Genomic DNA, 24,042 nt, shown 5'->3' on the forward strand with positions numbered 1-24,042 from the left:
GTGCCAGAAGCGGACGTTGTGCTTTCAAAGGAACTGTGGCCGGGCATTAAGAAATGCTTGTTATGTTTGCTTTTATCTATTGGTATAGATGTCAGGCCGGGTGATAGCCCATGCGTAATTTTTCTTATTCACCGGTTCATAGCCAAACTTTTCATAAAGCCAGGGCGCAGTTGTTGTGAATAACAAGATCCTACGAAGCTTTTCAAACATCGGGTGGCTATGAATACATTCCATAAGCCATCTTCCCAACCCGTCTCCCTGGTATTCCTCAAGTACATAAACATCACAAAGATACGCGAAAGTAGCATAGTCCGTTATCAGACGTGCAAATCCTGCCTGAGATCCATTGTGATAAATGCCAAAGTTAAGGCTGTTTGCTACTGAAGCCGTGACGGTTTCCAGATCTATACCTTTTGCCCATGTAGATCTCGTCAAATACTGATGCACAGCCTGTATGTTCAACTTTTCATTGTCTGTACTAATCAGAAAATCATTCATACGCCATTCATATATCGCTGAAATGCTCACTTTCACACCTGTTGAGATGTTGTAGGGAGACTTAACCTTATCATTATCTAAGAGAAATTATCCGAACTGAATCGCGCTAACTTCCAAAGATTGAACCGTTAGCGCTAATGCACAATGTCCGCTTGTCGCTCATAGCAGACTTTAAGCCAGCTGCAGGAGTTCACCTTGCCTTGCACCATCAGAATCTGGCGAGCCGGAGGAGTCCAGAAGGATGCTTTTCTTTTTTCTGATTACAGTCGGTTTCAGCTGCAGGCAGAGCATCTACAAAAGCCTTCCTAGCAGCTTCTGTCTGACTGTGGAAAAATGACGAGTTGAATTTCAGGACAACAGAGGGATATGTATGTCGGCTTTTCATAACTGGCTACTTGAGATCGCAGGCGGGAATTACTTCGTTTACATTAAACGCCTTTCCGCCAATGACACTGGCGCAACAGGTGGTCATCAGGTCGGGCTTTATATCCCTTCTGGTATCGTTGAGAAGCTATTTCCGTCTATCAACCATACCCGTGAGCTCAACCCTTCAGTCTTTATCACAGCACATGTGTCATCACATGACTGCCCGGACAGCGAAGCCCGGGCAATTTATTACAACAGCCGTTATTTTGGTAAAACCCGAAACGAGAAGAGGATTACACGCTGGGGAAGAGGCAGCCCTCTTCAGGATCCTGAAAATACCGGAGCCCTGACGCTTCTGGCTTTCAGGCTTAATGAGGACGGCGGGGACAGTACGGCTGTGGACATCTGGGTCTGCGTCAGCCCTGATGAAGAGGACATCATTGAGACGGCTATTGGTGAAGTGATCCCCGGAACGCTTATATCCGGGCCTGCCGGGCGAATCCTAGGCGGCCTGTCTCTGCAGCAAATGCCCGTTAATCATAAATACACTATCCCGGAGGACTGGCAGCAGCGCTTTCCGTCCGGAAATGAAATTATTGAGTATGCCGCCGGCCATTATGTGAAAAATTCCCTTAATCCGGATGAGCAGCTTATTGACCGTCGGCGCGTCGAGTACGACATTTTTCTGTTGGTTGAGGAACTCCATGTTCTGGACATAATCCGGAAAGGATTTGGCTCCGTGGATGAATTCATTGCGCTGGCCAACTCTGTCAGTAATCGTCGTAAATCCCGGGCCGGAAAGTCACTGGAGCTGCACCTGGAGCATCTCTTCATTGAGCACGGGCTACGGCACTTTGCCACGCAGGCAGTTACGGAGGGCAATAAAAAACCTGACTTCCTTTTCCCTTCCGCAGAGGCTTACCACGACGCCGAATTTCCCGCAGAAAATCTGCGTATGCTGGCAGTTAAGACCACCTGTAAAGATCGCTGGCGCCAGATACTGAATGAAGCCAACAGAATTTCTCCGGTTCATCTGTTTACTCTGCAGGAGGGCGTATCACAGGCACAGTACAGAGAAATGCAGGCGGAAGGGGTCAGGCTGGTCGTGCCGTCGTCATTACATAAAAAATACCCGGAAGCGGTAAGGGCAGAATTAATGACGCTGGGCGCCTTTATTGCCGAGCTGACAGGGCTTTACGCCGATCTTCCCTGAATAATCTCCCGGCATACCCTGCCGGGAGACGCACTCAGATGTTTTCTGCCTTCTCAGCATCGGCAGAAACGGCTTTCAGGATATAAGGTTCCAGCAGTCTCGCAACCGCTTCAAACACAGGGACCACTACGGAGTTACCGAACTGACGGTAAGACTGCGTGTCCGACACCGGAATACGGAAAGGCCTGCCGTCGGGCTTCTCGAAGCCCATGAGGCGCGCGCACTCACGCGGCGTCAGCCTGCGTGGCCGATTCGCCTGATTTTCTTCGTTCGCGAAATCTGTTTCGCCCATAGCCATATCCCAGCCGCGATCAATCAGAATTTCAGAACCGTCTTTGTGATAGCGGGCAGAAAGCGTACGGGCAACGCTTTCCCTGTTTTCAGGGTTGACCAGACCAAAACCGAAGCCGTTCCCCTTAGCCGCGTGCTTTTTGGCGTAGTTGTAAAGGTACTCCCAGAGCTTTGGCGTCAGGATATATTTGCTGTCCACCACCGGCTCCAGCAGCTCGCCAAATGACGGTCGCTGTTCCGGATAAAAACGACTGACGTCCCGCAGGGTAAAACCCTGATGAATATTCAAATCGCGACGGAAACCGACCAGCACGATGCGTTCACGGTGCTGAGGCAGGAAATGCTTTCCGTCGATGACTTTAGGATCGCTTTTGCCCATGTCAGCCGCATCCGCCACTTCATAACCCAGCTCGTCCAGGGTCTCCATAATGACTTTAAAGGTTTTACCCTTGTCATGGCTCTTCAGGTTTTTAACGTTTTCCAGCACAAAGACAGCCGGCTTTTTGGCGCGGATAATGCGCGCGACATCAAAGAAAAGGGTTCCTTGCGCTTCACATTCGAAACCGTGCGCCCGGCCGAGTGAGTTTTTCTTACTCACGCCAGCAAGGCTGAACGGCTGACAAGGGAAACCAGCCAGAAGTACATCATGATCCGGCACATGCTCGTCAATGTAGGCATAGGCATCAGTTTCTGGTACTTCAGGTTTGTCACTGAGCGTAACTTCCCGGATATCGAGATTAAACGTGTGTGCCTGCTCATCGTTAAACCAGTTGGCTTTATACGTGCGCACAGCCTCTTTATTCCATTCACTGGTAAAAACGCACTGGCCACCGATGGCTTCAAAGCCTTTTCGTATACCGCCAATGCCGGCAAACAAGTCAATAAACCGGAAAGCATAGTCCGGGTGATGCGCTGGCGCTTCCGGCAGCATTTTTCGCAGAAGTGCTTCTTCGGCTGACGTCAGCGACTTAGGTGAACACTTACCATTAATCCAGCGATTAAGAGTTTCACGAGTCCACTCGTTTTTGCCGACTTTCCTGAGTAACTCGGCCACGTACTTCTGATCATAGATTTCCAGCACCTGCTCAATTAGCTTTTTATCATTTTCCTGCCGGAGCTTTTCATCTATCTCTGCTTTCTCAAGCAGATCCTGCGCCAGTAATTCAAATTCAGACATAATGCCTCCAATGGGTCTTATAGGTGAAATTTTATCACTCATCTGACCCAGAGGGAAAGGTTTAATCTGGATATTTAAACAGTACCAGCCATCGATAGCTGCTGTTTCTAAAAAGCACCTTAAATGAGGCTTGGAACGGGAAATGGCTCCTTTACATACTGATATGAGATTTATTAAGAGGGTAGTTAAGCGCTCTTTACAATCGATCACGCTACGTGAATTCTGCTTAAAATTCGGCAGGTATGGCATAAAGCGGAGAAAATCGGCCCAGTATACCCAAATGTCATAGGGTAAATCGCGTCTGAAAACCCCTAATGTCATCACTTATAAGTCATGGGGCATATTGTCATAACCTAAAAGTCACCAGTTCGAAGAGGATAGAAGGGGGTAGGGGCTAATGGCATATATCTCGTGGCAGTGCCTTCAATGAAGTGACTACCTGAACTGTCACCCGGTTCATTGGTGGCGTGGTAAGCCTTGTAAATTAAAGATATTACTGATTTGGCTTATGCTATTCTGCGGAAAGTCTTATTTTGCAACAGGGTACGAGCATGAGCCCCCGTGATTCAGTAACATCAGCTCCCGAAAAGAAAACCACTCGCAACAGAAAGAACCCGACTTCGGATAAAGAGCGGGTACGTGCCTACCAGGCACGTAAACGTGAGACGCATAAAGAAATCAAGGTGTTCATACGTACTGAGCAGAAACAAGCGTTAATCAGGTTATGCGAAGAAGCGGGTAAGACTCAGGCAGAAATGCTTGAACACCTTATCGAAGCAGAAACTAAAAAAAAGGGTTTTTCGTAAGGGGATTACGTTATTGCTCAGCATTATAATGAGTGATAGATTACGAATAGTTGAGAATCCATGGCTGGCCACGCCGGAAGGTGGCAGGGATCTGAGGCGGTAGGACCAAATCAGAAAAGAAAAAACCCCGATAATCTTTCTTGTTTGGCGACGCGACAAGATTACCGGGGCCCTAGAGAACCGCATAGAACGATTACTCTATGCGGGGAGTATAGATTTATGCCCGGAAAAAGACAATCCGTTCTGTGCGTACTCCTCCCGTGCAATTTAAGCGAAGGGCGGGGTGGATAAACATACTTCACTCATTCAGGATAAACGTCCTGATAATCGCCACCGCGGCGATCATTCTACAGCCTGCAAATGCTCTAATCCTGAGTGGTTCGCGCCCAAAGGCTATCGCCGCCTGCCGGGCCAGATGGGCCACGCTATGAACCGCCTTGTGAATAAGGACAAGCGCACAGGAAAAATGACCCTGCGCCAGCGCATGTCCCGTCACCCCTACTTTGTGCAGCTGCGCGACGTCGCTGGCCGCAAGCGTGATTTTCGCCCGGAGAAGCAGGCGCTGTATGACGCTATGTGGCCGCTGTGTGTTCAGCGTGCAGATCTTGCCACCTCGGTTGTGACCTTTAATGGCAGCAAACTTGCCGACGAACTGAGCCCGAAAGATGAAAACGGCAATGTCATTCCGGAAACGCGCGTAGAGCCCAGCCGGCTGTCCCGCCTGTTTGAAGAATGGGAGCGCTACGGCCTTATAGAGCGTCCTGACCTTGAAATGGACCCGATGACGGGCTACTGCATGCCGCGACATATCGTACTTACGGATCAGTTCTGGCAGCTGTGCGGCATCGATATGAATAAGTTTCTCGCAGAGCGTAACGCGCGCCTCGCTGCAGAAGCTGACGGCATAATTGAGCCGGGTACGCACGCCTCAGTTCGCGCCGCGCGCCGGCGCTGGTATGAAAACATGCGCATGGCCACGCTGATAAGCCGGCGTGATAAAGCGTCCAGGCAGAAGCGCCGTAAACGCCTGAGCAAACTGCCGCTTGATGACCGGCGCAATGCTGTGGCCAAACTGCTGCGCGCCCGGCCGTCCCACGTATGGCGGGACCTTCCACCTGAAGACTTTGACCGCCTGGTGTGGAAATGCCTGCGGCAGCTGGAGCTGGGCCTCGACTATGAGTCCGCGCGGCCAGAGATACCGGATATCGTTCACTGACGTCTGCCTCTAATTTTTACCGCCTTGACTGGCGGTGGTGGCGTTTGTGCAGGGAGCTGAAAGGGCGCAGCAGCGTCTGCAGCAGGTCATTAAAAGCGGGAAAAGCGGCCACGCGCAGTGCCCGCATTTTTTTTATCACAGTTACCTGCAATCAATATGCGGAGATTACCGGCATACACCATAACTGCTACGCGCAATACAGCCCTGACTTACGTCAGAAAGAAATAATCAAAATAATAAATAAGGTTTTCATGCCGGCATTCTGCGTGGATAAGTTTAATGCCTTCGCTTGCAGCGGCCGCAAGCGTCCGCGCCGCTCAGAGCTTGAAGTAGCTCCCGCCGACAGGCGGCGGGCCCATATTAGTTACATCATTCATTAATGCTTCCTTTTAACCCCACCTGAGCCAAACCTGAAACTCCCAGCCCCTCTCCGGCAAAACCCCGGCGCCGTACCTGAACCCCGGTTGCCCCCACTGACCAGCCCCGGCCGCCCGGCCCGAAGGGCCGGAACTGCAGTGGCTGATAAATGGGTGTTGTAACTACAGATTTGGAGTGGCTGTGAGTAGTGCTGCGGATTCTTTCTTTCGTCTCCGACCATCTGGCTTATGTGCGCCTGAAAGGCCGCTGCTTCAACGGCGTCTGACAGGGCGTGGTTGGATTTGTGCGGTATAGGGCTTCAGGAAGCGGCTGCGCTGCGCGGCATACAGAGAGTCGGCTGCGCACTATCTGAATGTCGATCGGAAGTTTGTCGCAGAGGATGGCTCCTTAAGATTGTTTAGGGTAATAGATAATGGCAGTTAAGTAGATAACAAACGCACTGTGCACATGAATGGCAGCGGAGACGATACGCAACCCGACTCGTTCAACGCTGACGTAATTTTGGAAGGTGGATTCTGATCAAGGTATCAGGAAACGGGCAGCATCTTAGATGTTGCTGCCTGCCGTAACGCGCCAGGGAAGGGACCGCCGCTATAAATCCACCTGGTCACCAAAAGAGCGTGATTCTCCTTGCCAGCCAGAGGTCCGCAGAAATTGCTCCCAGGTCAGCGCCTGCGGGTTAATTTTCCTGCTCCATAACAAATCACGATCTTTGCGGTAATAACTATATTCAGCTGCATATTCAGCCATGCCCACAATCTCTGCCGTTAAGCCATTCATGCCTGAGTAGAAGGGGAAATGGTGTAACAACTCCCTGAGCGTGATGGCCGGGCGGTACGCTGCTTTTATCCCCGTGACGCGAGTGAAGGTTTCCAACATTTCCCGGGGAGAAAGAATTTCGCCAATAACCGGCAGAGAACACCCTGCGTATTGATCCTGATTATTAAAAATTTCCAGCACCGCCGGACCGGTAGCTGTCAGAGGGTCAACAAAGGGAGCGCGAAAATCCTCGGGTAAATATAGAGGGAAAATTAACGTGTCACCCTCCTGATACGGCGGATAGTACTCCAGCAAATTGGTATAAAAGAACCCCATATAGATAAACGAACTCCTGATGGGCAGCGTACGAATATATTCCTCAACCCTGGCTTTATCTGTGAAGTGAGGCACCCATTTTTTGCCACCGGTAATTTTCTCGACATTCTCTAGGCTGGTGAAAACCAGATGCTGCACGCCCGCTTCCACCGCTGCATCGGCAATCTCCTTTCCTAATTCCTGTTCATGGGTAGGGGCGAATGGCGCTTCTGGCGCGATGCCGGGAGTCATCATAAATACCCCTTTGGCACCGTTAAAAGCTTGAATAAATTGCTGTTTGTAACCAGGTAAAAGGGGAACCTGAATCATTTCTGCGCCCAATTTTTCCAATTCTTTCGCTTCAGGTGAGCTGACACGGCGGGTTAATCCACGAACGCGATAACGCTGGCTTGCCAGCAATGAGCGTACTACGCTGCGCCCCTGTTTGCTGAGTGCGCCAACCACGGTGATAAGAGGTTTTCTGTCTGCCTGCATATGTTTACTCCTGGATTTTTTAAATAGAGAGCTTGAATTATCAGGAGCGTTAAGGGATAAGTGAAATCGATTATTTTATATTCAGGAATCCATATGCTGGATACCATAAAACTTGATCTGAACCTGTTACTAACGCTTGAAGCCTTGCTCACGGAACAAAACGTCACCAAGGCGGCAGCGCGACTGCATCTCAGCCAGCCTGCAGTCAGCGCCCAGCTAAATCGCCTGCGGGAAATGTTTGGCGATCCCTTACTCATTCCGGCAAGGCGGGGAATGACGCCAACAGCCAAAGCCCTTGATCTGTTGATTCCACTGCGAGAATCACTGGAGAAACTACGACAGACGCTCTATTCCCATCAGGATTTTTATCCTGAGCGGGCCCACCTGACAGTGACTGTTGCCTGTACTGATTACATTCAGGCCGCCGTGATCATGCCGCTGGTGCTTGCGCTACGGCAAAAAGCCCCCGGGGTGCGCATCGCTGTCCGCAATCTGGATATGGCGCAGTCAGACCAGCAGTTAGCGCGCGGCGAGGTGGATCTTGTCTTTGCGTCCCGTGACTCATTTCATAAACAGTTACATACCCGCTTCCTGTTTGATGAAAGTTACGTACTGATTGGACGACGCGGCCATCCTGCGCTAAAGGCAAATCTTAAATTGGAGGAATTTGTTCAACTGGAGCACGTCATCGTCTCACCTTCCGGCGGCAGTTTTACTACGCCAATTGACGATGCGCTTGCCGCATTCGGGCATCAGCGTAATGTGGTGATGTCGGCAGCTTCGTTTTTATTTCTCCCTGAAATTGTTAATAAAAGCGATCTTGTTGCGCTGATTCCCCGGCGTTTATTGCAGGCGCACTCAGGGCCACTCACCGTCACAGAGCTGCCCTGGCTTGCGGAACAGTTTGATATTTGTCTGATCTGGCATGAACGCAGCCACAACCATGCCGGGCATCGTTGGATCAGAGAATTGATTGTTTCAATGAATGCCTGAGAAAAAATTGCTTTCCGCGCAGCTTTAATGTCCGCTTTGTGCCAGAAGCGGATATTTTAAATCTTAACTGGTTTATAGCAGGCACTGGAAGCTGCAAAAAAATTGAGTTTTGTGCCAGAGTGGCGCCCAATAGCTACTCAGCAGGGAAGTTACCCGTCAGAGCAGCGCTCGACAACGGTAATGCTTCTATTGCGAGCGGAATATATAACCGAGGCCCCGGATGCTCTTAATTTTAAATCCGGAGTCTCCGCACAGCTTTTTCTTCAACCTACATATCAGAACGTTAATCACATCCTGATTACGCAGATCGGCATCCAAATAAAGCTGACTCATAAGCTCATCCCGGGTCACTACTTTTCCACATCGTTTTATTAAAGATTCCGCTACGACATACTCAAAGTTTGTCAGGTCTACCTGCGTTCCATCCTTCAGAAGCTGTTTTGAAGACAGATCCAGCTCGTAAGGCGGGAGTGCTATGCGGTTTGACGAGTGCCCCTGGCTGCGGCGAACAATAGCGCTGATGCGTGCAACAAATTCCTCCGGGACGATATCTCCGGAAACCAAATCATCTGCTCCGGCTTCATATGCGGCAATCCTGAGCGCTGTTGTGCTTTCCATGGTCGTCACAATAACCGGGGTTCTGAAACCCCGCCTGCGATAGCGCCGGATAAGCGCACAGTGCTGCTCACTGAGAATGTGCGTACTGATAATAAACACGTCCGGACAAAATTTTTTCAGCGAGCGAAGCGCGTTATCAGTATCTGAAAACGTATCTGTCAGGAATCCAAGTTGGGACATCAGTACGGAGGCGTAGCGGGAAGATGCCTGGTTTCTGTCAAAAATCAGTATGCGCATTCGCCAGTCTCGAAATGAATTTGAAGTTAAGAAAAAGTTAACTAAAAGTATCAAAGAGAGCACGAATTGCCAACGAGTAAGTTTACAACTACCTCAAAATTATCACGTACAGCACTCAGCCGGACTAGAGCCCGATTGGACGGGCATTGAGAACTTATTCATGGTTTTCTGTTTATAGCGAATGATGTGCCTCCGTCTGCTTTTTCTTCTTTGCAGTAAGCCTCAGAGTTCTTGCATCAAAGTATTGAGAGCAACCTGCAGCCGGTTTGCCATATCCTGCTCTCCATGTTCCTGCAGAAATGTAACCAGCTCAGCCAGTTGAGTCGTTGCTATCCCTATGTTCATGCTCATGCCCACATGCGCCCTGAGCTGGGGCTCCACTCCTGTCATAGCTGCAAGCGCACCGACAGTAGCCAGCTCCCGGCTTTTCCAGTCCAGATTATCTCTGCTAAAGATATCGCCAAACAGGTGTGTTTTCAGGTATGCATCAACAGCCGGCGCAAACCTGAACAGAGGGCCTTCAACAGGTTTCCCGACCAGTGCGGTTTGATTATATGTTCCAACCCGCAACATCTCTTCGGCTTTCGGCTGCGGACCTGGCTGCTGTCCTTCAGCATCCTGAATGCCCCGTACTGTACGCTCTTCAAGAATTTTCATCAGCTCGCCCAGCGCGTTCAGACAACGTGGAAAACCGGCATAGGCATACAGCTGTACCAGAACTTCCCGACAATCGCTGACGCTCAGTCCGGCATCCAGACCCTGCTGAAGGGCATCATTCAAACCGGTCATATTGCCGACGGCTGCCCGGGCCGCTATCAGGGACAGATGCTTTTGGTGGGCATTAAGTTGGTATTCCTGTAGGACATTCATCGTTGGAGGTCTCCTCATTTACAGCGGTAATCTTATCTGGTGAAGGCAGCGCCACACTCATAATGGGGCTTTTTTCATCTCACATGACATACCCAACGTTATATTTTGCCGGCAGCAGCGTACTGCTCATCGGTTACCTGATCCATCCAGTCTACGGCCTGTCCCTCCAGCGCCTCGGCAATCGCTATGTGGGACATGGCCGTATCAGGTGCGGCTCCATGCCAGTGCCTGATACCTGCGGGTATCCATACAACATCTCCGGGTCTTATCCTGCGCGCCTCGCCTCCCCACTCCTGTATCAGCCCGAGACCAGCGGTCACAATGAGCGTCTGGCCGAGCGGATGGGTATGCCAGGCAGTACGAGCTGACGGTTCAAACGTTACGGCCGCCCCTCCAATACGTGCCGGCTCCGTCGCCTGAAACGGTGAATCAATGCGGACTTTACCGGTGAAATATTCTGAAGGGCCTACAGCCGAGGGCTTTTCTCCGGTTTGCATAACGGTAATCATGGGTGAATGCTCCTTTGAATAAACAGCTGGAAACAGGAAGAACAGCGAATCCACAATAATGGCCGTTCTTTATGTACGAATACCTTCTATACGCTAATTGTGTGTTCAAACGCATTTAGCAGTCGGTATAACTTGAGTGTAAACCGGGCAGGATTAGTTGATAAGATGAGCAAATCTGAACGAGCATGTGCATGAGATGCAACAATGACAGCTGAAAATCTTAATGATCTCCGGGCTTTTACAATTGTGGCACGTGAAAAAAATTTTACACGGGCAGCTGCGCAACTGGGTATGTCACGTTCCGGACTGAGTCATGCCATCGCGGCGCTGGAAGCGCGGCTGGGTATCAGGCTGCTGACGCGCTCAACCCGCAGCGTTGCGCTAACCGAATCGGGAGCGCGCCTTTACGCTACCCTCCAGCCTATGCTGAGCCAGCTTGACAGTGAGCTTGTCTCTCTCAGGTCTCTGTGCAAAAAGCCGGCAGGGACCGTGCGTATCACTGCTCATGACCATGCCATTGCTTCCGTGCTCTGGCCGCGGCTGCAGATTTTGCTAAAACGCTGCCCGGATATTAACATTGAGCTAAATGTGGACTATGCGCTTACTGATATCGTTGCACAGCAGTTTGACGCTGGCGTCCGTATAGGCAGTGTGGTTGATAAAGACATGATAGCCGTCAGGATCGGCCCGGACTTTCATATGGCCGTAGTGGGTTCACCGGACTATCTGAAAGGGAAGAGTGTTCCCGTAACGCCCGGGGATCTGACGGCGCATCAGTGCATTAACCTGAGGCTTCCGACGCACGGCGGTCTCTATGCCTGGGATTTCGAAGGTGAGGGGGGAAAGCTGGCGGTGCGCGTGAGGGGGCAGGCTGTTTTCAACAATACCTATCATATGCTCCAGGCAGCGCTGGATGGGCTGGGATTCGCTTATCTCCCTCTGGAACTGGCCCAGCCACATATCGCGTCAGGAAAGCTTATTCCGGTTCTGGATCGATGGTGGCCACATTTTCCAGGTTATCATCTTTATTATCCAAGCAGACGTCAGATGGCACCGGCACTTTCAGAAGTGATCGCTTCGCTTCGGTACAGTGAGGGTTAATGAGAATATGCCTGTCGTTTTAAGCTATCTGAAATCGGCTCAATTCTTCAAGTTGAGAACCAACAGGACAATCTTGCCGGAACGCTATAAAGTTATATTAATTATCATTCAACGTTAAGGGTAGGGGATGCACTGGATTGACATCACAACTGCAGAGCCCGGCTTGAATGAGCTCATCCTTGTTCCGGACGGTATCTGGGATAGGGAAGCGATTTATATGGGCAACAGGAAAGTGAAGTATGTCACTTCTACAACGAAGCGATCCTCTAAGGGCTCACTGATCCTATATTGGCGCCTGCCCACCCCAGATGGAGACTAATTAACGCACACAGATGGAAGCAAGATAGGTAGTTGTAAAAGCGGCATTTACGTGCATACCAGTATGTTTCAGCTTACTTTGTTCGCCACGAAGCGTTAACCAGCCTTGCTCAACATCAACCTGGCAGATTTGGCACTAGTTACGTGTAGAAAATTCTGATAAGCCATCATAAATCAAGTGTAATGTTGTACCCGGAGGGGCTGGTCGTCATACTCACATACGTGCCGGATGGTGCGTTATACTTTCTTCCGAGGAGATGTTCTGCACCCGCGCCTTCCGGTGCCCTCACTATGACCTGCTCTCCGTGGATTAATACACCGCGATGTTAGTAATGTCTTCATAAGTCACATGAGGATATCCCCATGAAGAAGCGTTTTTCCGACGAACAGATCTTTAGTATTCTTCGCGAGGCTGAAGCCAGGGTTTCAATCCATGAACTCTGCAGGAAGCATGCTATTTCAGGTGCCCCCTTCCACACCTGACGCAATAAGTTTGGCGGCATGGAAGTTCCCGAAGTAAAGCGGCTCAAGTTACTTGAAGAAGTGAATGCCCGCTACAGGAAGCTTTTCGCTTAAGCCATGCTGGATAAGGAGGCGCTTCAGGTGGCTCTGGGCCGAAAGTTCTGACGGCAGACCAGAGGCGGGAAACCGTGGAAGTCATGTGTGAGGCCGCAGGTCTGTCGCAACGTTGTGCCTGCAGGCTTGCCCCTGTAATGATATTACCGTGAAAGAAATGGCCAATAGCCTTTTTACGATGCCTCCCTACGGTCTTGGGCGGAAGCCATAGAGAGCTGTTAAGGGTCTAATCTGATGACATTTAGGTAAAAATGAAGTTATTGATAAAAATTGGTATAAAATAGCCAGTTGTAGTTATTAACCGTGCCTGATTACCGGGTTTCATTCCTGCTGGCGCCGTTCCATCATATCCACCATTGCACCTGCGTGGGCATCGACATGCCGGATATACCGCATTACCGTTTCCGGTTTCTTCCAAGTGCCTTCCTGCATAATCTGAGCCGTACTGAATTTGTTCGTGGCCATATCGATGGCAGCACCCACGCGCGCACTATGGCCTGACCAGGCGCGGTACCGATTTTTATTCGCTCGCGGGGCCTGTTCGGGACCTGCCTCATGCCACGCCCGTGCGAAAATGTCCTCAAGCGACCGGGTGGAGAGTGGCTTGTCTGTGACAGGCAAAGCCCGGTTAGAGCGGTGAACCGGGCCGAAGATGAATGCATCCGGTTCGTTAAGCAGTCCCGAGCAGCTCAGCCATTCAGTAAGACGTTCAGAGGAGAGTGCGCCCAGCGCTTTTATCAGGCCTCCGGTCATCACTATCGTTTTTGTCCAAGCCACATCCAGCACAATGCGACCGTCAGCGGCACGTGAAATATCACGCACTCGCAGACGTCCCAGCTCACTGATACGCAGCAGTGTCGCATACGCAACATGCAGAAACGCCAGGTCGCGCTGCTGCTGCAGGCGATCGGACGCAGACCAGCGTGCGTCCAGGAGCAGCAGGTCACGTAGGCGGAAAGGGACCGCTTGGCCAGCACGCTCCCCAGAGATGACAGCAGAGCGGTTAATACGTTTAACCGCGCGAAATACCTGCGGAGAAGCGTTAGGGGGTATAAGTCCTGCGTTACGGTGTAACATTGATATCAGCGCCGCATGGGTACTGATGGTCGATGAGGCGCGTCCGGATGCCTGCAACCACAACAGGTAATCGCGCAGATCGGCGGGTGACATAGGAAGGAACTGACGGCCGTGCTCAGCGGCCCACCGGTAACTTATTCTCATCACGCTCAGTAACTGCCGCCAAGTGTTATCAGAAAACGCTTCCCGATCCTGTACGAACTCACGCAGTCGCGCCGCGATGTCCTCATCATCTGTCGGCACAAGGCCCGCCATCGGAGAAAGCGAAGTCATTTTGTTCATTTAATATCCTTTTAGGACACGACGTCGCTACGTGAATTCTGAAGAAAGCGCAGGGTAGTTACCCTGAAAAAATCGCACAGCGCTGCCTGTTTTTTGTTCACAAAGGGATGACCGGAGACAGATCCTTATCATAACCGGATCTTTACGTGGATCCTAGCCTCATATAAGTCCAATTATATGAACTTATTACTTTTACTATGTTCTTTCACATTTTTTTACTTGGCCAAAATTAATGTTAACTCAAATTTTTAACGCGCCTAAAAACCAGCAAGTGTAATTAACTCAAATTTACAGGATAATGTTCTTTAATTAATATGTAATTCGGGCTAATAGCTCGAATAAGAAGAATCTCATTCACATATAAAAATATTCTTGGACAAAGTTTTTAGATGCACATAAAGTTGTCATTAACATATTTAATGTAAGTTGCTTCTAGATCTAATACGTAACGTATGATCAAGGGGATACTAAAATGTTAAGAGTCTCAAAAGGAATTATGGAAGATCAACGTTTATTAGCATCGGCCGCTCTCTTCAGGCAATTACACGAAAACAAAAAAGATATTTATGATATATTAAGCGAATTTATTACATCATCAATAAATTTAAATAGGCTGTGGAGCTTTAATGTCACACAATGTACCTTACAATTAAAAAAAGATTATGGATTCGAAATCCCCGAAGCAGTAATAAAAACATGTTTGAGAAACAGATTTAAAAAGGATGGATTGCTGACTCTTAGTCAAGGTCAATTTTCAGTGACCACGAAATTTGACAGGAAAGAAACTTTATTAACCAGCTTCACTAAGGTCAAATACGAACAGGATACTATAAAAGACTCATTAATTATTTTTGCAGAAGAACAAGAAACATCATCACTATGTATTTTGAATAAAGATGAACTCGTTTCTGATTTTTACTCATATTTTATTAACGGTGTTAAAGATAGTAAAAATTCCACACTAATCAGTGAATTTATAGTTAAGAATTCTGCTGATCCAGAGTTTACCAGAAAAATCAGCGTACTTGAAGAAGGGCTTATTCTTTACAGCGGGATATGTCATAGTTCTGATTTTGCCAACCATGAGCCTTGGAGAAGTGATTTTAAAATTTTCCTTGATACGGAACTACTTTTTGATGCTGCTGGACTAAACGGTATAATCCATCAAAAAATGTTCGATGAGTTTATGATTCTTGTTGCTGAAATAATAAGTCGCTCGTCGAAAAAAATTAAAATTGAATTAAGTTATTTTGACGAAACCAAACGTGAAATTGATGACTTTTTCTTTGCAGCAGAAAAAATCGTTGAAAGAGGTCAGCAACCTGACCCTTCAAAGCAAGGTATGATTGCAATTGTCAATGGTTGCAATAACTCAAGTGATGTACTTTTAAAAAAATCTAATTTTATTGAAAAATTACGCAAATACAAAATATCTCTTGATACGGAGGATAATTATTATGGAAATAGTAATTTTAATGTAGAAAGCATCACCACTCTTAATGCTTTAAAAGCACAAAACCCTGACTTTGAAGATGATAAAATCTTAACTGTCTTAAAGTTATTTACTAAAATAAACTCAAAAAGAAAGGGCATAAACAATAAGGGCTTAGAACAAAGTGGTGCTGTTTTAATTACTGGTAAAAACGTTACTAAAACCATATCGTATAACCTGGCTTCTAGGGACGAAGTAAAATTAACTCCCTTTGCATCTGACCTTGATTTTATTACAGAAAGATTTTGGTTCAAACTCAATAAAGGCTTTGGTGGGGATTCAAAGCTTCCGATTAGCTTTGATGTTGTCGCTAGGGCACAGATAATTTTATCGACTCAAGCCGGAAATAAAGTAGCTGATGAATTTAAAACACTTCAAAGTAAATTTGACTCTGGAACAATTTCACGTGAAAACGTTGGGTTTCTTGTATCTGAATTAAGATCGAGAAATTATAAGCCTGAGGACTTTGTGCCAGAGACCATAGATGAAATTTCTGACTTTATGAATAGTGATTTCATCGAAAACACTTTAAGAAATAAAACAATTTTAGAGAATCAAGTTAAAGAAGGATTTGATAATAAGTTAAAGCTAGAGGAAATGAACGAAAAATTTAGATTAAAAAATGAAGAATTAAACTCTTCTATCATAATGCACAAGCAGCAGTTGTTTGAAGCCGAGCGTAGAAGGCTTAAAGATCTGCGAGCGCAAGAGTTGGATTTTAGGAAGAAGAACTATAAACCAATAAGATCTGGTTTAATAAAAAGAAATAATTTAATTATTTTTGCAAATTATGCAATAACTTTGACGTTGTTAGCATTATTAATAATATATTTAAAGAGTTCAGGAGATACATCGCTAAGCCTTATCTCTTTCTGCTTAGGAGCAGCACCATTGATCTCATATTTAGGTGGTTGTGTGTGGATAAAAAGATTCATTAAAAAAAGAACAAGCAAAAAATATAAAAAAATAATTAAATTAAAAAACAAAGAGCTACCTCTAACGAAACATCAAAACTTAGATGTGACCACTACCATTAGCGTTTGATTACTCATACACTATATACTGCCTGCCATGGTCAGGCAGTATATATTTTTTAATATAATTTTTTTGACTGATAGATAAGCCATTGAATAATAATTTTCATTGATACCAAGCTAGGCAATATCTAATTATAGAAAATATTAATTTCGTCAATCACCTAGGGTATATTGTTTAAAATAAATGGCATTTAAATATCAATAGCTTTTCAAGCATTAAAATTCATCTGGATAACTAGTGCCTTAACTCACTATCTGATTTCGTTAACATACATAAAATGCTCAGTATTGAACCTGTGATGTGCCAAAATCACAGGTGTAGCGCTCTGATCAAACGAGAGTTCATCAATCACCATTAATGCTTGCGGTAATTTCAGCTCCAGCAATTCAGCATCTTCTTTACTGGCAAGCGTGGCGGTTATCTGTTCGCGCACTGCTGCTACGCGTATGTCATAACGTTCAAACAGGTACCGGTACAACAGCGAAGGCAAATGTTCGGCTGCAGGAAAGTCGGGCAGGCGGGCGCCTGGCAGCACCAGCAGCTCGTGCATAGCTGCAATATCTTTCACCCGGCGCAAACGTTTCAGCCGGTATACCCGCTCACCCGGGGTAATCTGGAGTTTATCGGCTTCCTCGTGCGTGGCATTGCCTACCTGATAATCCAGTAACCTAGTTTCTGACTGCAGTAATCCACCGGTTTTATCGTGGAGACGAAAGTACTGAAAGAAATGACTGAGGTTATGCAGCGGCGCCCAGCCGGTGACCACCGTACCGGTTTTTCGCCGGCGCATCAGCATCCCTTCCGTAGTGAGCGCACTCAGCGCTTTGCGCATGGTGCCAACCGAGACGCCAAATTTAGCCGCCAGACTACTCTCACTCGGCAGGATGGTGCCTGCAGGTAATTCTCCCTGAAGGATAGATTCGCTGATATGGCGCTTTACTACCTCATACAGCGGTGCACCTTCTCCTTCGCTAAGTCGGCTGAAAGAAGCTCTGTGGTCTGCGTCATAGGTTTTTTGCATGTGTGCGATTACCGATTGACCTGCATTATTAGGTTGCATTATCTATAAACTATATAGAAATACAATAGGCCATCGCCGTATGCGCAAATCTTTATCTTTTAACAATGCTTTAGAGCTAATTGCGAACGATACCTTGCAAATTAAGGATGATTTGCAGCGCATGCTCTCCGTTGATACCTGCTTTCCTCCGGGCAACGGCTATACGCAGTTCGCAGACCTGATGACGCAGATATTGTCGCCGATGAATTTTACTTTTCAGCGCGTCAATGTGCCTGAAGAGCTGTGGCAGACACCGGACGGCAGCGCGCAGGGTGAGCGCGTTAATCTGCTGGCGACGCTCAACAATGGGGCTGCTGAAAACTGCAATCTCTACTTTCATACCGATACCGTGCCTGCCGGTGATGGCTGGCGCTTTTCGCCGCTGGCGCTGTCGGAGGCAGAGGGCAGGCTCTATGGTCGCGGGTCAGCCGATATGAAGGGCACGATTGTGGCAGCCATAGCGGCGCTCCGGGCAGCGCAGGCCTGCGATCTGCCGCTACGGTTCAATCCGGTATTCCTGCTTTGCACCGACGAAGAAGGCGGTCTCTATCCGGGTATTCGCTACTTGGCGGAGCAGCAGCTGTTTTCCGGGCATCTGCTGAGCTTTAACGGCGGTGCGGTACCGCGCATATGGGCCGGGTGCTTTGGCAGCATCGATCTTAAAGTGATTGTGAGTGGGCGTTCCGCGCACTCAGGCGATCCATTCACGGGCATCAATGCTATTGAAGCAGCGCTTCCGCTGATGAACGCACTGTATCAGCTCAAAGGACAGGTTCAGCAGCGCACGTCTGCGATGCCGGCACCACCGCATTATCAAGGAAAACCACTCACGTCACTGCTGACGCTTGCCGCGGTGCACGGCGGCAGCAAAGGATCCACTATCCCCGAGCGTTTCGAACTGCTTATCAACCGCCGGTATGCGCCCGAAGAGGCGTTTGAAGATGTATGGCGGGAACTGACATCGTGCATCAGCCAGGCAATGGCAGAAAGTCGTGCTCTGGATGTCTCCGTGCAGTTGATTGGGCATCTGGCACCGGTAGCAAATCCTTATGGGTCGCACTGGCCACGCTGGCAGGCTGCACTGAGCCAGGGATTTGGTTTTCCTGATGATGCTTTTAAACCCTGGGGGTCATCCACCAGCTCGGATATGGGTTGGGTACAGCGTGCGGGTATTCAGGAGATTTTACTGGGGGGCTTAGCGCGTCCCGACAATCGTATTCATGCCGCCGATGAGTTTACAACGATGGCAGATGTAGTCGCACTTTCGCGGTCCATTCTGGCGTATCTCGCCGATGATTTTCAGCCAACCCAGGGTATTTAAACCAGCGAGGAAGAGAAGATGTGCGCAATGAAAGCGTTAAACCGCCGGCAGTTCATCGCCAGTTCTGCCGCTCTGACTGGCGCAGCCATGCTGCCCTGGTCTTCCTCATGCACGGCTGCGCAGGTTGCCAGCGCAACACCTGGCGGTACGCCCCGAAAAGGTGGAGTGTTACGTATCAGCGTCGACCAGGCGGTCAGTGTGTTAAATCCGCATCAGGTTCGCGTGAACCCGGAGTATCTGGTGGCTGAATTGCTCTACAGCGGTCTTACTCGTCTCACGCAGGCGATGAAAGCCGAAGCGGACTTAGCACAGTCATGGCAGGCAAGTGCCGATCTCCGACAGTGGACCTTCACCCTGCGACCTGATTTGAAGTTCAGCGATGGCAGCACATTAACCTCCGCTGACGTTGTAGCCAGCCTGCAGGCGTTGCTTGATCTAAAGAACGCGTCGCCTGCACTGAATAACATTGGCCCCATCAAAGCAGTCAGTGCTAAAGACGACAGTACCGTACTGATTGAAACCGATGCGCCCTACGCCGACCTGCCGGTAATGCTGGCGTATCCCGATGCCAAAATCATTCCCGCCAGCATTGCTCAGGGTCAGATGGATAAGCTCAGTAAGGCTTCGCTGGGCGCGGGCCCGTTTCAGCTGGTTTCATACGATCCTGAACGCAAAATTGTGGTGAAGCGTAACCCGCATTATTACGACCCGATACGCCCCTATCTCGATGGCGTTGAAGTGATGGTATATCCCGATGGCATTGCAGAGAGTTCAGCGTTGATTTCCGGCGATACCGATCTGATGCTGAGTGCCCAATCAAGCGAATATGCCCGGCTATCCAAATCATCCGGCATACTGCCGCTTCGGGTCGCTTCAGGTCAGTTCCTTAACGTGAACATGGGCTGCGATCAAAAACCTTTTAACGATGCGCGCGTGCGTCAGGCGCTGTCGCTGTGCGTAGATCGCCAGGCCACCGTGGATTTTGTCGCTGATGGTCTGGGTTCACCTGGCAACGATACACCAATCAATGCCGCTTACCCCTGGTACGCCAATCTGGCCCGTAAAGCCGTGGATTACAGTAAATCCAAAGTACTGCTGGCAGAGGCCGGTTATCCCGATGGCCTCGATTTAACCCTTATTGCCTCGGATAAACCTGCGACACGAACCCAACTGGGGATAGCGCTGCGTGAAATGGCCAGGCAGGGCGGTTTTCGCATCAAGGTGCAAACCATGGCGCACAGCACCTATCTCGATCAGGTATGGAAAAAAGGCAACTTCTACGTGGGCTTCTACAATATGCAGCCCACGCCGGATGCCGTGTTCTCGCTGCTCTATACCTCCACGGCCGCGTGGAATGAAACCCGCTGGAATAACGCTGAATTTGACAGCGCGATTAAGGCTGCAAGGGAAACGCGTGACGATGCTCAGCGCAGCTCGTTGTATGCCAAAGCGCAGCAGTTGATACATGACGACGTTCCCTCAGTTATTCCCACTTTCTTCGACCTGCTGGCCGCAAGCCGTGATCATGTAGCGGGCTATCACCTGCATCCTCGCGGCGCAGTGTTCCGTCTGGACCATGTCTGGCTCACTGAAAAAGCGCCCGTACGCGCTGTTTAAGGAGAAATCGTGACTGCGAGCTATCTTCTTAAACGCCTTCTGCTGATGATATACACCCTGCTGGTGGTTTCATTGCTGGTTTTTGGTATCACACAGTTGCTGCCGGCTGATGCTGCAGTGACCTTGCTGGGTCAGAATGCCACGCCGGAAGCGCTGGCGGCAGTGCGTGCGCGTCTGGGGCTGGATGCCCCGGCATGGCTGCAATACTGGCACTGGCTGACGCACGCGCTGCAGGGTAATTTTGGTGTCTCCATGCGCAATGGGCTTGAAGTAGCTCCTGCTTTGATAACTGCGCTTTCGCGATCGCTGCTGCTGGCGACCTGCGCACTGGCATTAATGCTGATCATTGCCATACCTCTCGGTATCTGGGCGGCCGTACGTCGCGGGAAAACCGCGGATGTGCTGGTAAGCGTCATTTCATACGCTGGCATTTCTTTTCCCGAATTTGTTACAGCAACGCTGGTGCTCCTGCTGTTTGCTGACGTCTGGCAGATTCTGCCCGCCACGGGCTATGTGCCACTGAGTGAGAATTTCGTGAGCGGTATACAACATTTGATCCTGCCCTCAGTCACCGTGGCGTTGATTCTGGTTGCGCACGTCTCGCGCATGGTGCGCTCAGAGATGGTTGACGTGCTGCACACTGATTACATCCGTGCGGCCTGGCTCAAAGGGCTTTCGCGCCGGCGCATTCTCTGGCGCCATGCGCTGCGAAACGGCCTGCTACCCACCATTACCATTGTGGCGCTTGATGTGGGCTATCTGCTGGGTGGCATTGTGGTTGTGGAAGAGATTTTTGCCATCCCCGGTATCGGTCGCGAACTGATTGTCGCAGTACAGGCTCGCGATCTGCCTGTCATTCAGGCCGGTGTGATGATCCTTGCCGCAACCTATTCGGTGGTTAACTTCCTTGCCGATCTGGCCTACGTGATTTTGGATAAACGGATTTCCTATGCCTGAAATTTTAAAACGTTTACTGCGTTCGCCGCAGGGTGCAACTGGCGTGCTGATAATCCTGCTGGCATTAATTATGGTGGCCGGCGGCGCTCATATGGCGCCCTTTGATCCCGAGTCCATCTCCATACTGACACGTTACAAGCCACCGGGCGCAGAACACTGGTTTGGTACCGATCAGATGGGGCGTGATGTCTTCAGTCGGGTGATGGTAGGGGCTCGCTCTACGATTTTACTTTCTCTGCTGGCGACTGCACTCGCCATGGTGATTGGTTCTGTGCTGGGTACAGCAAGTGCCTATCTGGGCGGCAAAATAGACGAATTTATGATGCGCTCTATGGATGCTGTCATGGCCATTCCGAGTCTCTTGTTTGCGCTGCTGATTGTAAGCACGCTGGGGCAGAGCAGCATAAATGCGGTGCTGGCCATTACCATTGCATTTATACCGGGTATGGTGCGTATTTCACGCAGCGTGGCCCTGGCAGCGCGTCAGCAGGATTACATTAATGCCGCTGTCGCACGTGGTGAAGCGGCCTACTACATTATCCTGCGCGAAATGTTGCCGAATATTCTGGCCCCGATCATTGTTGAAGCCACCATCCGCGTTGCGTTTGCCATCATGCTGTTTGCTACCCTGAGCTTTCTCGGCTTAGGCGCACAGCCCCCTGAACCGGAGTGGGGCCTAATGGTATCAGAGGCGCGGACTTACTTTTTCAGCGCCCCATGGATGATGTTGATTCCGGGCCTCGCGATCGCACTGGTGGCAATTGGCTTTAACTTACTGGGTGACGGACTGCGTGATGTCCTCAACCCAAGGAGCCACGGATGAATATACAAACCGCACCAGTACTGTCGGTAGAAAATTACAGTCTGGATTATAGGCTCACAAATGGGCTGTCGCTCCCCGTACTACGTGAAATAAATTTACAGGTGATGCACGGCGAAGTGCTGGGTCTTGTAGGGGAATCAGGTTCTGGGAAGACCACTCTCGGCTGGGCAATCATGCGCTGGCTGGCGGGCAATGCGCAGGAAAAAAGCGGGGATATCCGTCTCAATGGGCACAGCCTGCTGAATTTACCGGCACCGGCATTGATGGCGCTACGGGGGGCGAAGCTTGGCATGATCTTTCAGGATCCGAGTGCGTCGCTCAATCCGACCTTAACGCTGGGTGAGCAGGTCACAGAAGTACTACGGCGTCATCGGGGGCTGAACGCCCGTGAGGCGCAGGAACTGGCTGAGTCCCTGTTGCAGGATGTAGAACTTAAGCACCCGGCACGTATGATGCGGCGCTACCCGCATCAGGTCTCAGGGGGGGAAAAGCAGCGCATCCTGATTGCCACCGCATTTGCCTGTCAGCCGGCCTGCATGATTTTTGATGAGCCGACCACGGCACTGGATGTCATCAGTTCCGCACAAATCCTCGATCTCTACGAACGCCTGAGGGACGAAACGGGAGTGGCATCACTCTATATTTCTCACGATCTGGCACTGGTGACCAAAGTGGCCGATCGCGTCTGCGTGCTGGAAAAAGGCCGCATTATTGAAGAGGCTGAGACACGTAGCCTCTTCAGCTCACCCCAGCACAGTTATACCCGCAGGCTTATTGCAGCGGTGCCTGATCCGCAACAACGGCTGATCGCAGACGCCGCAGGCACGCAACCGCTGCTGACGCTGATTAACATCACTGTCAATTATGGTCATCACAGCTTTATTGACCGTCTGTTAAAGCGCGAGGCTAATACCACTCGCGCCGCGAATGCGGTGTCGCTGACTGTGCATCAGGGTGAGATTCTGGGTGTAGTGGGCGAATCCGGCTCCGGAAAATCCTCTCTGGGCAAAGCAATTACCGGGCTTGTGCCGTTTCACGGTGAGTTAGATTTTTGCGGTTACGGCGTACAGGGCCCTGCGCAGATGGACAAAGCGTATCGCCGCCGCGTGCAGATGATCTTTCAGCATCCTGACGCCTCGCTTAACCCTCGCATGACCATCGGCGAAATAATCGCTCGCCCACTTCGTCTGTACGGCTTACCGCCAGGCGAAACGGAAGCGCAGGCAGTTGCACGTCTGCTTAATGAGGTGCGTCTGCCGGCAGACTTTGCCAATCGCTATCCACATGCGCTTTCAGGCGGCCAGAAACAACGTGTGGCCATTGCACGTGCCTTTGCCAATCCACCGGACTTGGTGATTTGCGATGAGATAACCGCAGCGCTCGACGTATCAGTGCAGGCCACCATTATTGAGCTGTTACTGGAGCTGAGACGCCGCTACGGTACGGCTTATCTGTTTATTACTCACGATCTCAACCTGATACGTCAAATTGCCCACCGCGTGGCGGTGATGTACCGCGGGGATGTGGTTGAAATCCTGCCCGGCGCGAACATGTCGTCACAGGCGCAACATCCTTATACGCGTGCGCTTCTTGACGCTGTGCATGTTCCCGATTTTTCTCCGTCCGCAGCTTAATGAGA

19 protein-coding genes and 1 pseudogene are annotated in these 24,042 nt (G+C 49.8%); 12 read left to right on the forward strand and 8 right to left on the reverse strand.

Going from position 1 to position 24,042, the window contains the following annotated elements; translation table 11 throughout:
• Nucleotides 1-72 precede the first annotated feature (72 nt).
• Complete coding sequence (locus D8B20_RS20375; protein ID WP_145055675.1) at nt 73-498, reverse strand: GNAT family N-acetyltransferase; 426 nt, start codon at nt 496-498, stop codon at nt 73-75.
• Between the two features lie 370 nt (nt 499-868).
• On the opposite strand from D8B20_RS20375, the gene D8B20_RS20380 reads away from it, so the two are divergent.
• Nucleotides 869-2,077, forward strand: a complete 1,209-nt coding sequence (locus D8B20_RS20380) for a type II restriction endonuclease (RefSeq protein ID WP_145055621.1) — start codon at nt 869-871, stop codon at nt 2,075-2,077.
• A gap of 34 nt (nt 2,078-2,111) precedes the next feature.
• On the opposite strand, the gene D8B20_RS20385 is transcribed toward D8B20_RS20380, so the two are convergent.
• Nucleotides 2,112-3,545, reverse strand: coding sequence for a DNA cytosine methyltransferase (locus D8B20_RS20385; RefSeq protein WP_145891762.1), 1,434 nt, complete (start codon nt 3,543-3,545; stop codon nt 2,112-2,114).
• Between the two features lie 551 nt (nt 3,546-4,096).
• Here D8B20_RS20385 and D8B20_RS20390 point away from each other — a divergent pair.
• Complete coding sequence (locus tag D8B20_RS20390) at nt 4,097-4,351, forward strand: RepB family protein (protein WP_046289565.1); 255 nt, start codon at nt 4,097-4,099, stop codon at nt 4,349-4,351.
• Between the two features lie 283 nt (nt 4,352-4,634).
• Nucleotides 4,635-5,567 (forward strand): plasmid replication initiator RepA, encoded by a 933-nt coding sequence (repA, locus tag D8B20_RS20400; RefSeq protein ID WP_186454479.1) that lies wholly within the window; start codon nt 4,635-4,637, stop codon nt 5,565-5,567.
• Between the two features lie 969 nt (nt 5,568-6,536).
• Here repA and D8B20_RS20405 read toward each other — a convergent pair.
• Entirely contained in the window at nt 6,537-7,514 is a 978-nt protein-coding gene (locus D8B20_RS20405; RefSeq protein WP_145891764.1) for an NmrA/HSCARG family protein, read from the reverse strand.
• Between the two features lie 96 nt (nt 7,515-7,610).
• Between D8B20_RS20405 and D8B20_RS20410 the strand changes: the two genes are divergently transcribed.
• Entirely contained in the window at nt 7,611-8,507 is an 897-nt protein-coding gene (locus tag D8B20_RS20410) for a LysR family transcriptional regulator (RefSeq protein ID WP_145892053.1), read from the forward strand.
• 186 nt (nt 8,508-8,693) lie between these two features.
• On the opposite strand, the gene D8B20_RS20415 is transcribed toward D8B20_RS20410, so the two are convergent.
• The 3 genes from D8B20_RS20415 to D8B20_RS20425 all read right to left on the reverse strand — a co-directional run bounded on the left by D8B20_RS20415 (nt 8,694) and on the right by D8B20_RS20425 (nt 10,741).
• The gene (locus D8B20_RS20415; protein WP_145891766.1) at nt 8,694-9,362 is read right to left on the reverse strand and encodes a winged helix-turn-helix domain-containing protein; all 669 of its coding nucleotides are present in this window, start codon (nt 9,360-9,362) and stop codon (nt 8,694-8,696) included.
• A 222-nt stretch (nt 9,363-9,584) separates the two neighbouring features.
• Nucleotides 9,585-10,232, reverse strand: coding sequence for a carboxymuconolactone decarboxylase family protein (locus tag D8B20_RS20420; RefSeq protein WP_145891768.1), 648 nt, complete (start codon nt 10,230-10,232; stop codon nt 9,585-9,587).
• Between the two features lie 98 nt (nt 10,233-10,330).
• Nucleotides 10,331-10,741, reverse strand: coding sequence for a (R)-mandelonitrile lyase (locus D8B20_RS20425; RefSeq protein ID WP_145892055.1), 411 nt, complete (start codon nt 10,739-10,741; stop codon nt 10,331-10,333).
• A gap of 204 nt (nt 10,742-10,945) precedes the next feature.
• On the opposite strand from D8B20_RS20425, the gene D8B20_RS20430 reads away from it, so the two are divergent.
• Both D8B20_RS20430 and D8B20_RS20435 read left to right on the forward strand, forming a co-directional pair.
• Nucleotides 10,946-11,842, forward strand: coding sequence for a LysR family transcriptional regulator (locus D8B20_RS20430; protein ID WP_145891770.1), 897 nt, complete (start codon nt 10,946-10,948; stop codon nt 11,840-11,842).
• Between the two features lie 681 nt (nt 11,843-12,523).
• A pseudogene (locus D8B20_RS20435) lies at nt 12,524-12,864 on the forward strand (transposase); the annotation flags it as partial.
• Between the two features lie 193 nt (nt 12,865-13,057).
• Here the strand turns inward: D8B20_RS20435 and D8B20_RS20440 are convergent.
• Nucleotides 13,058-14,086: a tyrosine-type recombinase/integrase gene (locus D8B20_RS20440; protein ID WP_145892058.1), complete on the reverse strand. Its 1,029-nt coding sequence runs from the start codon at nt 14,084-14,086 to the stop codon at nt 13,058-13,060.
• A gap of 505 nt (nt 14,087-14,591) precedes the next feature.
• Between D8B20_RS20440 and D8B20_RS20445 the strand changes: the two genes are divergently transcribed.
• Entirely contained in the window at nt 14,592-16,631 is a 2,040-nt protein-coding gene (locus D8B20_RS20445; RefSeq protein ID WP_145891772.1) for a hypothetical protein, read from the forward strand.
• A 244-nt stretch (nt 16,632-16,875) separates the two neighbouring features.
• Here the strand turns inward: D8B20_RS20445 and D8B20_RS20450 are convergent, their stop codons facing one another.
• Nucleotides 16,876-17,646, reverse strand: a complete 771-nt coding sequence (locus D8B20_RS20450; RefSeq protein WP_145891774.1) for a GntR family transcriptional regulator — start codon at nt 17,644-17,646, stop codon at nt 16,876-16,878.
• A 79-nt stretch (nt 17,647-17,725) separates the two neighbouring features.
• Here D8B20_RS20450 and D8B20_RS20455 point away from each other — a divergent pair, with 79 nt between their 5' ends.
• From D8B20_RS20455 to D8B20_RS20475, 5 genes are read left to right on the forward strand one after another with little or no spacing between them, the layout of a single operon-like run.
• On the forward strand, nt 17,726-19,006 hold the full coding sequence (locus tag D8B20_RS20455; protein ID WP_145891776.1) for a M20 family metallopeptidase: 1,281 nt from the start codon (nt 17,726-17,728) through the stop codon (nt 19,004-19,006).
• Between the two features lie 18 nt (nt 19,007-19,024).
• Complete coding sequence (locus tag D8B20_RS20460; RefSeq protein ID WP_145891778.1) at nt 19,025-20,623, forward strand: ABC transporter substrate-binding protein; 1,599 nt, start codon at nt 19,025-19,027, stop codon at nt 20,621-20,623.
• Nucleotides 20,624-20,632: 9 nt separating this feature from the next.
• A complete protein-coding gene (locus tag D8B20_RS20465; protein ID WP_145891781.1) occupies nt 20,633-21,580 on the forward strand; it encodes an ABC transporter permease in 948 nt (315 codons plus the stop codon).
• Nucleotides 21,573-22,403 (forward strand): ABC transporter permease, encoded by an 831-nt coding sequence (locus D8B20_RS20470; RefSeq protein WP_145891783.1) that lies wholly within the window; start codon nt 21,573-21,575, stop codon nt 22,401-22,403. Before D8B20_RS20465 ends, D8B20_RS20470 begins: the two co-directional genes overlap by 8 nt.
• A complete protein-coding gene (locus tag D8B20_RS20475; protein WP_145891785.1) occupies nt 22,400-24,037 on the forward strand; it encodes a dipeptide ABC transporter ATP-binding protein in 1,638 nt (545 codons plus the stop codon). Before D8B20_RS20470 ends, D8B20_RS20475 begins: the two co-directional genes overlap by 4 nt.
• Nucleotides 24,038-24,042: the final 5 nt, after the last annotated feature.

This window comes from Candidatus Pantoea soli, from assembly GCF_007833795.1.
GTDB classification, from domain to species: Bacteria; Pseudomonadota; Gammaproteobacteria; order Enterobacterales; family Enterobacteriaceae; genus Pantoea; species Pantoea soli.

Coding starts and splice junctions, on each gene's coding strand:
- D8B20_RS20375 (WP_145055675.1), bottom strand. CDS start 498: ATGAATGATTTTCTGATTAGTACAGACAATGAAAAGTTGAACATACAG.
- D8B20_RS20380 (WP_145055621.1), top strand. CDS start 869: ATGTCGGCTTTTCATAACTGGCTACTTGAGATCGCAGGCGGGAATTAC.
- D8B20_RS20385 (WP_145891762.1), bottom strand. CDS start 3,545: ATGTCTGAATTTGAATTACTGGCGCAGGATCTGCTTGAGAAAGCAGAG.
- D8B20_RS20390 (WP_046289565.1), top strand. CDS start 4,097: ATGAGCCCCCGTGATTCAGTAACATCAGCTCCCGAAAAGAAAACCACT.
- D8B20_RS20405 (WP_145891764.1), bottom strand. CDS start 7,514: ATGCAGGCAGACAGAAAACCTCTTATCACCGTGGTTGGCGCACTCAGC.
- D8B20_RS20415 (WP_145891766.1), bottom strand. CDS start 9,362: ATGCGCATACTGATTTTTGACAGAAACCAGGCATCTTCCCGCTACGCC.
- D8B20_RS20420 (WP_145891768.1), bottom strand. CDS start 10,232: ATGAATGTCCTACAGGAATACCAACTTAATGCCCACCAAAAGCATCTG.
- D8B20_RS20425 (WP_145892055.1), bottom strand. CDS start 10,741: ATGATTACCGTTATGCAAACCGGAGAAAAGCCCTCGGCTGTAGGCCCT.
- D8B20_RS20430 (WP_145891770.1), top strand. CDS start 10,946: ATGACAGCTGAAAATCTTAATGATCTCCGGGCTTTTACAATTGTGGCA.
- D8B20_RS20440 (WP_145892058.1), bottom strand. CDS start 14,086: ATGACTTCGCTTTCTCCGATGGCGGGCCTTGTGCCGACAGATGATGAG.
- D8B20_RS20445 (WP_145891772.1), top strand. CDS start 14,592: ATGGAAGATCAACGTTTATTAGCATCGGCCGCTCTCTTCAGGCAATTA.
- D8B20_RS20450 (WP_145891774.1), bottom strand. CDS start 17,646: ATGCAAAAAACCTATGACGCAGACCACAGAGCTTCTTTCAGCCGACTT.
- D8B20_RS20455 (WP_145891776.1), top strand. CDS start 17,726: ATGCGCAAATCTTTATCTTTTAACAATGCTTTAGAGCTAATTGCGAAC.
- D8B20_RS20460 (WP_145891778.1), top strand. CDS start 19,025: ATGTGCGCAATGAAAGCGTTAAACCGCCGGCAGTTCATCGCCAGTTCT.
- D8B20_RS20470 (WP_145891783.1), top strand. CDS start 21,573: ATGCCTGAAATTTTAAAACGTTTACTGCGTTCGCCGCAGGGTGCAACT.
- D8B20_RS20475 (WP_145891785.1), top strand. CDS start 22,400: ATGAATATACAAACCGCACCAGTACTGTCGGTAGAAAATTACAGTCTG.